The 8,971-nt window shown below is 77.5% G+C and carries 7 protein-coding genes; all 7 read right to left on the bottom strand.

The window, feature by feature from the left end; translation table 11 throughout:
• Window positions 1-47 precede the first annotated feature (47 nt).
• The 7 genes from pta to thiM all read right to left on the bottom strand — a co-directional run bounded on the left by pta (window position 48) and on the right by thiM (window position 8,879).
• Window positions 48-2,147: a phosphate acetyltransferase gene (gene pta, locus ACRYR9_RS18905; protein ID WP_432498835.1), complete on the bottom strand. Its 2,100-nt coding sequence runs from the start codon at window positions 2,145-2,147 to the stop codon at window positions 48-50.
• A gap of 41 nt (window positions 2,148-2,188) precedes the next feature.
• Window positions 2,189-3,430 carry an acetate/propionate family kinase gene (locus ACRYR9_RS18900; RefSeq protein WP_432498832.1) on the bottom strand — a complete coding sequence of 414 codons (1,242 nt, stop codon included), beginning with the start codon at window positions 3,428-3,430 and terminating at the stop codon, window positions 2,189-2,191.
• Window positions 3,431-3,551: 121 nt separating this feature from the next.
• Window positions 3,552-5,873, bottom strand: coding sequence for a serine hydrolase domain-containing protein (locus ACRYR9_RS18895; RefSeq protein ID WP_432498829.1), 2,322 nt, complete (start codon window positions 5,871-5,873; stop codon window positions 3,552-3,554).
• Between the two features lie 24 nt (window positions 5,874-5,897).
• Window positions 5,898-6,545, bottom strand: coding sequence for a thiaminase II/PqqC family protein (locus ACRYR9_RS18890; RefSeq protein WP_432498840.1), 648 nt, complete (start codon window positions 6,543-6,545; stop codon window positions 5,898-5,900).
• Between the two features lie 95 nt (window positions 6,546-6,640).
• The gene (gene thiD / locus ACRYR9_RS18885) at window positions 6,641-7,462 is read right to left on the bottom strand and encodes a bifunctional hydroxymethylpyrimidine kinase/phosphomethylpyrimidine kinase (RefSeq protein ID WP_432498827.1); all 822 of its coding nucleotides are present in this window, start codon (window positions 7,460-7,462) and stop codon (window positions 6,641-6,643) included.
• Window positions 7,459-8,115, bottom strand: coding sequence for a thiamine phosphate synthase (thiE, locus tag ACRYR9_RS18880; RefSeq protein WP_432498825.1), 657 nt, complete (start codon window positions 8,113-8,115; stop codon window positions 7,459-7,461). Before thiE ends, thiD begins: the two co-directional genes overlap by 4 nt.
• Window positions 8,112-8,879 (bottom strand): hydroxyethylthiazole kinase, encoded by a 768-nt coding sequence (thiM, locus tag ACRYR9_RS18875; protein ID WP_432498838.1) that lies wholly within the window; start codon window positions 8,877-8,879, stop codon window positions 8,112-8,114. The genes thiE and thiM overlap by 4 nt, the downstream gene beginning before the upstream one ends.
• Between the last annotated feature and the right edge of the window lie 92 nt (window positions 8,880-8,971).

Below are 8,971 nucleotides of genomic sequence, written 5' to 3'. Positions count from 1 at the left end.
CGAGGAAGTCGCGACTTCCTCGACCACCGCGGGGCGGGGGCGGGGCATCAGCCCTGGGACGCCTGGATGGCGGTCAGCGCGATCGTGTAGACGATGTCGTCGACCAGCGCCCCGCGCGAGAGGTCGTTCACCGGCTTGGCCAGACCCTGCAGCATCGGGCCCACGGAGATGACGCCCGCGTTGCGCTGCACCGCCTTGTACGTGGTGTTGCCGGTGTTCAGGTCGGGGAAGACGAACACCGTGGCGCGCCCCGCCACCGGCGAGCCCGGCGCCTTCGCCCGCGCCACCGAGGCCACCGCGGCGGCGTCGTACTGCAGCGGCCCGTCGATGACGAGGTCCGGCTCGCGCTCCCGCGCGATGCGGGTGGCCTCGGCGACCTTGTCCACCGCCGAACCCGAACCCGACGACCCCGTGGAGAAGCTGATCATCGCCACCCGCGGCTCGATGCCGAACGCGCGCGCCGACGCCGCCGACTGCAGGGCGATGTCCGCCAGCTCCTCGGCGTTCGGGTCGGGGTTGACGGCGCAGTCGCCGTAGATGACGACGTCGTCGGGCAGGCACATGAAGAACACGCTGGAGACCAGCTTCGCGCCCGGCTTGGTGCGGATCACCTGCAGCGCGGGGCGGACCGTGGCCGCGGTGGTGTGCACCGCACCGGCCACCAGCCCGTCGACGTCGCCGGCGGCGAGCATCGTGGTGCCCAGCCAGATCGGGTCGGCCAGGGAGTCGCGCGCGACGTCCGGCTGCATCCCCTTGTGCTTGCGGGCCTGCACGAGCACGTCCACGTAGCGCTCCACCAGGTCCGCGGGGTCCAGGACCTCCACGCCCTCGGGGAGGGTCAGCCCCAGGCCCGCCGCCACGGAGGCCACCTCGTCGGGGGAGGCCAGCAGCACGGGCCGGGCGATGCCCCGCTGCGCGCAGATCGCGGCCGCCTGCACGGTGCGCGGCTCGGTGCCCTCCGGCAGCACGATGCGCTGGCGCCGCTCGGCGGCCAGGGTGGTCAGGCGGCGCCGGAACGCGGCGGGCGACAGCCGCGGGGCGTGCGCCGAGGTGGGGAGCCCCGCCAGCCACGCCGGGTCCAGCGCGTCGGCGACGGCGGCGGTCACGGCGTGGGCGCGCTCGGCGTCGTCGGCCGGCACGTCCGGGTCCACCCGGTTCACGGCGGTGGCGGTGGCGTAGGTGCTGCGGTCGGTGCGCAGGATGGGCAGGCCGGTGGCGGCCGCCGCGTGGGTGAGGTCGGCGACCCGCTCGTCCATGCCGACGCCCGCGGTCAGCAGCAGCCCCGCCAGCCGGGTGCCGTTCAGCGCCGCCAGGCAGGTGGCCATGACGACGTCGTGGCGGTCGCCCGGCACGAGGATCAGGCGGCCCTCGCGCAGCAGCGGCAGCATCCCGGGCACGGCCTGGGCGGCGACCACGACCTCCTTGATGCGCCGCTGCTGGTCGCCGTGGGTGACGACGTCGACGTCGAGGGCGCGCACGAGGTCGCGCACCCGCGGCCAGGTCAGGTCCGTGCGGTACGGCACGGCCGCCACCAGGGGGACGCCGTGGTGGTCCAGCGCCCCGCGCAGCGCCGCGACGCGGGAGACGGCGACCTCGGGGTCCTCCGGCACGGGCCAGCGCGAGACGACGCCGCCCACGACGCGCAGCGCCTCCCCCGCCCGGTAGGTGCCGGCGGTGACGGCCATGTCCTCGGCGATGCGCTCGGGAGCGCCGGGGTCGCTGCCGTCGGGGCCGGCGGAGCCGACGAGCAGCACGTCGGCGTCCAGGGCGGTGGCCAGCGCGGTGTTCACGCGCCCGGAGAACACCTGGTCGGCCGAGGGCGCCAGCCCTTCGACGACGACGACGTCGTGGGTGGCCAGCACCCCCTCGGCGGCGGCCACGACCTCCTCCATGAGGTCGTCGACCTCCCCGCGGCTGAGGCGCTCCACCACCCGCGCGGCGGGGATGGGGTCGGCGACGGAGAGGTTCGTCGTCAGCCGCGCCAGGGCCACGGAGCGGTCGGGGCCGCCGTCGCGGGCGGGCTGGGCCAGGGGCTTGTGGAACCCGACCCGCACGCCGCGGGCGTCCAGCGCCCGCAGCAGGCCCAGGCAGGTGGAGGTCAGGCCGGCGCCGTGGCCGGTGGGGACGACGAGCAGGGTGCGGGGCACCGCGCGCTCCTCTCGGGTCGGTGGTGGCCGGCGGGGGGTCCTCAGCGGTGCTCGACGAGCGCCGCGGTGTCGCGGGCGATGAGCAGTTCCTCGTCGGTGGGCACGACCATCGCCAGCGGCCCGTGCTCACCGTCGGGGCGCTCGCGGGTGATGCGCCCGGTGGGGGTCGAGGAGCGGCCGTGCTCGGCGTTCGCGGCGGGGTCCTCCACGAGCCCGAGGTGCCCGAGGCGAGCCAGCAGGGTGGAGCGGAAGGCCGCGCCGTTCTCCCCGATGCCACCGGTGAGCACCAGGGCGTCCAGGCCGCCCAGGGCGACGGTGAGGGCGGCGACGTGCTTGGCGGCGCGGTAGGTGAACACCTCCAGGGCCAGCCGGGCGCCGGCGTGCCCCTGGGCGGCCTTCTCCTCCAGGGTTCGCACGTCGTTGGACAGCCCCGACAGCGCCAGCAGCCCGGACTCCTTGTTCAGCTGGTTCACGATCTCGGCGGTGCTCGCGCCGGTGCGCTCGGCCACCAGTTCCAGCACGGCCGGGTCCAGGTCCCCGGAGCGGGTGCCCATGACCAGGCCCTCCAGGGGGGTCAGGCCCATCGTGGTGTCCACCGAGCGCCCGCCGAGGACGGCGGTGGCGCTGCACCCGTTGCCCAGGTGGGCGACGACGAGCTTGAGGGTGCGCGGGTCGGCGCCGGTCTCGCGCTGCAGCACCTCGGCGGCGCGGGCGCTGACGAAGCGGTGGCTGGTGCCGTGCATGCCGTAGCGGCGCACGCCGAACTCCTCGTACCAGCGCGCCGGGACGGCGTAGCGGTAGGCGTGCTCGGGCATCGTCTGGTGGAACGCGGTGTCGAAGACGGCGACGTGGTCCAGGTCGGGCAGCACCGCCCGGGCGGCCTCGATGCCGGCGACGTTGGCGGGGTTGTGCAGGGGGGCCAGCGCAGACAGGTCGGAGATGTCGGCCAGGACGTGGTCGTCGATGCGCACCGAGGAGCGGAAGCGCTTGCCGCCCTGCACGACGCGGTGCCCCACGCCCAGCAGCGGCGGCAGGTCCATGTCCAGCAGGCGCTGCAGGACGTGTGCGAGGGCTCCGCGGTGGGTGGTGGCGGCGGGGGTGATGGTGCGGGTGCCCTCGGCGGTCTTGAAGTGCACGACGGCGTCGGGGGTGCCGAGGCGCTCGCCCAGGCAGGACAGCGACCGCTCCCCCGTGACGGGGTCGACCAGCGCCAGCTTCACGGAGGAGCTGCCGCAGTTGACGACGACGACGGACCCGTTGCCGCTGGACTCCCCGGTGGACACCGCGCGCTCCCCTCACCGCGCCGGCGACCCCGGTGGTCGCCGACCCCGCCCGAGCCTCGCACGGACGGGCGTCCCGCACCCCCCGGCGCGAGCCGCCGTGATCACTCTCACTCCCGGGTGGTCAGGGGGTGGGGGCCTGCGGCACCGGCAGCGCCTCGAACAGGGCGCGGGCCAGGAACGGCGCCGTCTCCAGGGCGCGCTCGCCCTCCGGCTGCAGGTGCACCATCACCGCCACGCGCTCGGCGGGACGGGTGAACGCCCCCCCGGCGGCGATCGTCTGCCCCCACGCCCCGGCCCACGGACGACCCTGCTCGTCCGTGCCGCACGGGCAGAACGGCCAGGTGCCCAGACCGACGCCGCGCTCGGCGAGGTCGGTCAGCTGCCGGCGGCCCTCTGCGTCGAGCACGAGGTCGGAGGACAGCAGCGCCCCCTGCCAGCGGGCCAGGTCGCCGGGCGAGGCGACCACGCCGCCGGAGGAGGACCCGACCCAGCCGGGCAGGGCGGTCTCGTCGACGTGCAGGGTGGACAGGCCCAGCGGGGCGGCGACGCGCTCGGCGACGAGGTCGGCGTAGGAGCGGGCGGTGACGTGCTCCAGGAACTGCCCCAGCCACAGGAACCCGGCGTTGGAGTAGGCGACGTCGGCGCCGGGCGCGAACAGCAGCGGTCGGCTCGTGGCGAGGGAGACCAGCTCGGCCGGCTCGTAGAAGCGCTCGGGGTCGTAGCCGGGCGCGTCGGCGTAGTCCGCCACGCCGGCGGCGTGCTGCAGCAGCAGGCGGGGCGTGACGGTGGCCGCGGTGGCCGGGTCGGCGAGGGGGGCGACGCCGGGCAGGTCGGGCACGGGCGCGTCGAGGTCGAGGGAGCCCGCAGCGGCCTCCTGCAGCACCAGGGCGGCGGTGACGCTCTTGGTCAGCGACGCGGCGCGCACCTCCTGGCCGGCGGGCAGGCCCTCGCCCAGCGCGACGCTGGTGGTGCCCTCCCACACGACGTCCCAGGTGGCGGCCCCGGAGGCGACGCCGACGCTGGCGGCGTCGATGCCGTCGGTGGCGGCGATCCACTCGTCGAGGGTGCGCTGCAGGTCCTCGGCGGGCAGCTCGGCCAGCGGCTCGGCCCGCACGGCCAGCACCTCGGCGGGGTCCTCCACGCGCTCGAAGGCGGAGCGTCCCAGGGCGCTGCGGTCGGAGGGGCCGGGGATGGCGAGCAGCGAGGGGCTGAGCCCCCCGGTCAGCGCCACGGTCAGCGCCGCGCAGCCGGCCGCCACCGGGACGGTGCTCGCACCGGCCGCGGCCAGGACACCGCGCGCGTCCAGCTCCTGCGCACCGGCGGTGGGCCACCAGCGCGCGGGACGGCCGGCGGCGAGGTCCTCCAGCCACCCCAGGCACAGCACGGCCGCGGCGGTGCCGGCCACAGACAGCAGCAGCACGACCGGGACGGCGGTGAGCTGGCGGGCGCCGGGGGCGAACGCGTCCAGGGCCGTCTTGGCCAGCACGATCGCCGCGGGGTGCCACAGGTACACGGTGACGGCGCGGGCGGTGACGGCGCGGGTGGCGGCGGCGACGCGGGGGCGGGCGGAGGCCCGCCGCAGCGGGCCGGCGACGGCGGCCAGCAGGGCGAGCCAGCCGAGGGCGGCGAGCGCCAGCAACAGCCAGGAGGAGTTCAGCGAACCGCGCTCCAGCGGCACGACGCGGGTCAGCGCGGCGGCGGCGGCGAGCGCGGTGGCGCCGACCGCGACCGCGGCCGCCCTGCCGCGGGCCGTGCGCGGTCCTGCGGTCGGCCCGCCGCGGCGGGCCCACGCGGCACCCAGCACGGCGAACGAGCCGTAGCAGAGCAGGTCGCCGAGCGCGGTGCGCGGCGCACCGCTGAGGGTGGGCAGACCGGCCAGCGGCCCCAGCTCCAGGACGGCCAGACCGGCCAGGGCGGCGGCGAGGACGGCGGCGGGGCGGCGCGCGCAGCGCAGCAGCAGCGGCGCCAGCACCAGCAACCACAGGTAGTCGGAGACGTACCAGAGGTGGCTGGTCAGCCAGCCCTGCTGCCCGTCGGCGCCCTCCGGGGGCACCAGGGGCAGCAGCCAGCGCAGCAGCCCGCCACCGTCCGCCAGCCCCGCCAGGGCCTGGCGTGCGCCGCTGCCGCCGCGCCACGCGGTGAGCGCGGTGGTGGCCAGCACCACGGCACCGAACGCCCAGAACGGCACGAGCAGCCGGCGCGCGCGGCGCAGCGCGGTGCGCCACCACGGTCGCCGGGCGCTGCCGGCGGCGAGCAGCGAGCCGGCGAGGAAGAACATCACCGGCATCGCGGGGAACACCCAGCTCAGCCACGCCCACGCCAGGGCGTGCCACAGCAGGACGCGGGCGAGCGCCGCCGAGCGCAGCAGGTCCAGGGAGGGGTCGCGGACGGCGCCCGTCGCGGCCGGGGCGGGAGCGGAGGTGGTGCGCGGCGTGCTCTGCATCGGCACCATCGTCCCAGCCGGGCGTCAGCCCCCTGCCAGCGGCAGCGGCCAGTCCTCGCGGTGCAGGGCGGTCTCCCAGAACAGGAACTCGTAGCGGGTGGCGGTGGCGAACGCCTCGTGCAGGGGCTCGACGTCCTCGAGCCCCGCGGCCGCCCGGTCCACCAGGCGCCGCGCGGTGGCCACCGAGGCGTGGAAGTCGTCCGCGTCGTAGGCGGCGATCCAGCGGGCGTAGGGGTGTTCCGCGCCGGCGCCGAGCACCGCCGCCGCGGAACGCGCCAGGCGGCGCGCCACGTCGGCGTACACCCAGAAGCACGGCAGGACCGCCGCTGCGGCCACCGGGTACGGCGCCGTGGCCGCCGTCGCCACCAGGTACGAGACGTACCCGAGCGTGGTGGGCGAGGCGTGCACCGGGCAGCTCGCCGGCGGCAGGGCCCCGGAGCCGAGCAGGTCGCCGTGCAGGGCGGTCTCCACCACCGACGCGCCGTGCGCGGAGGACGCCCAGAACGCCGCGGCGGCCGTGTCCGGGGCCCGTGCGGCCAGCAGCGACAGCGCCCGCCCGTACCCGGCGAGGTAGACCTCGTCCTGCTCGAGGTAGTGCCGGAACACGGCGGGGTCGAGGGTGCCGTCGCCGAGCTCGCGCAGGAACCGGCAGTCGTCGACGGCGGCGCGCAGGTGCGCGGTGCGCGCCCACGCCTCGTCGGTGAAGCGGTCGGTGGAGCGGTCGGTGGAGCGGTCGGTGGAGCGGTCGGTGGAGCGGTCGGTGGGGTTCACGAGCCCTCCCGGTGGGCGAAGGAGTGGTCCAGCGGGCCGTTGCCCGTGCCGACGCCCAGCGCGTCGGCGGCGGCCAGGGCGCCGTGCAGGTAGTCGCGCGCCTCCTCCACGACGGGCCGCCAGCTCGCCGGGCGGCTGGCGCCGCGCGCGGCGATCGCGGCGACGGCGGCGGAGAGCGTGCAGCCGGTGCCGTGGGTGTTCGCGGTCCTCAGCCGCGGGCGCCGCAGCAGGTGCGTCGCGCCGGGTTCGGCGAGGACGTCGACGCTGTCGTCGCCGTCGAGGTGGCCGCCCTTGAGCAGCACGGCACTCCCGCTGCGGCGCAGCAGCTCCTCGGCCTGCTGCACGGCCTCGTCCACCCCGCGGGCGGGCGCACCACCGAGGAGCACGGCGGCCTCGGGCACGTTCGGGGTGACGAGGTCCGCCAGCGGCAGCAGGTCGTCGCGCACGGCGTCCACCGCGGAGGCGTCCAGCAGCCGGTCGCCGCTGGTCGCCACCATCACCGGGTCCACCACCAGCGGCCCGCGCCGGCGGCTCCCGAGCACGTCCGCCACCGCGCGGGTGATCCCGGCGTCGGCGAGCATCCCGGTCTTGACGGCGTGCACCTGCACGTCGTCGAGCAGGACCTCCAGCTGGTGGCGGACGAACTCCGCGGGCACGACGTGCACGCCGCGGACCCCCCGGGTGCTCTGCGCCGTCAACGCGGTCAGGACCGCGGTGCCGTACGCGCCCAGGGCGGCGAAGGTCTTCAGGTCCGCCTGGACGCCCGCCCCGCCGCTGGGGTCGCTGCCGGCGACGGTGAGGGCGACGCGGGCGCTCACCGCCCTCCCCCCGCCGGGCCGTGCCAGCGCGCGCGCAGTTCGGCGGCGGCGGCGCGCGGGTCCGGTGCCGCGCAGACCGCGGACACGACGCAGAACCCGGCGACGCCGGTGCCGCGCAGCTCGTGCAGGTTCGCCGCGGAGATCCCGCCGATCGCCACGCACGGGGTCCCGCCGGCGGCGGCGACGACGGCGCGAACCCCGTCCGGGCCGAGCGGCGCGGCGGCGTCGGGTTTGGTGGCGGTGGCGCGCACGGGGCCGACGCCGAGGTGGTCGACGACCCCGGCGGGCACGGCCCGCGCCTGCTCGGCGGTGGACACCGACAGGCCGACGAGCAGGTCCGGGCCGACGAGGCGGCGCACGTCCTCGGCGGGCAGGTCGGACTGCCCCAGGTGCACCCCGTCCGCGCCAGCGACCAGCGCGACGTCCACGGCGTCGTTCACGAGCACCGGGACACCGGTGCCGCGCAGCGCCTCCCGCACGGCGCGCACCAGGGCGAGCAGTTCCCTGTCGCTGGAACCCTTGCCGCGCACCTGCACCGCACCGGCGCCGCCGGCGACCGCCTCGCGGACCACGGCCGGGACCCCGCGGGACCCGCAGGCCGCGGTGTCGGTGACGAGGTACGGGACGGGGTCGAAACCCCGGCGCGCGTTCACGACAGCCGCCCGGGACCGGTCAGGTCCGCGCGCAGGGCGGCGGCGTCCACGGCGTCCAGCTCGTCGATCCAGGAGATCGCGAAACCCCCCGGCCCGCTGCTGCGCGCCGCGGCCCGCTCGGCGGCCAGGGCGACGTGGGCGTGGGCGGTGACCGCGGCCAGCAGCGGGTCGTCGGTGACGGCGGCGCACGCGGCGACGAGGGCGCCCAGCGAGCACCCTGCCCCGGTGGTACGGGTCAGCAGCGGTGAACCGCCGTGGACCCGCACGACGCGCTCGCCGTGCACGAGGACGTCCACCTCCCCGGAGACCGCGACCACCCCGCCGGTGCGCTCGGAGAGCCGGTGCGCGGCGGCCAGGGCGCCCTCGGCCGGGGAGGTGGAGTCGACCCCCCGCCCGCCGGCCCCGGAACCCTCCAGGCCCATCACCTCGGAGGCGTTGCCGCGCACGACGTCGGGCGCGTGCTGGAGCAGTTCGCGGGCGGTGCGGGTGCGGAACTCCAGGCCGCCGACGGCGACGGGGTCGAGCACCCACGGGGTTCCCGCGGCGCGGGCAGAGGCGGCGGCCAGCGCCATGGCGCGGGCGCGCTCGTCGTCGAGGGTGCCGACGTTCACGAGCACCGCGGAGGCCACCCGTGCGAACTCGGCGGCCTCGCGGGGGTTGTCGACCATCGCCGGTGCGGCACCCGCGGCGAGCAGCGCGTTGGCGGTGATGGTCGTGACCACGGAGTTCGTCAGGCACTGCACGAGCGGGTGCTCGCGGGCCAGGGCGTGGGGGGGGGGGGGGGGGGGGGGGGGGGGGGGGGGGGGGGGGGGGGGGGGGGGGGGGGGGGGCGCTGCGTGGGGGGTGTGGGTGTGGG

Origin of the sequence: Kineococcus auxinigenes (assembly GCF_050871525.1) — a bacterium.
Taxonomy (GTDB): domain Bacteria; phylum Actinomycetota; class Actinomycetes; order Actinomycetales; family Kineococcaceae; genus Kineococcus.
This window is presented reverse-complemented; position numbering and strand designations above follow the sequence as displayed.

What these genes read in the sequence shown, in the direction of transcription:
- ACRYR9_RS18895 (WP_432498829.1), bottom strand. Translation starts at nt 5,873, where the DNA reads ATGCAGAGCACGCCGCGCACCACCTCCGCTCCCGCCCCGGCCGCGACG.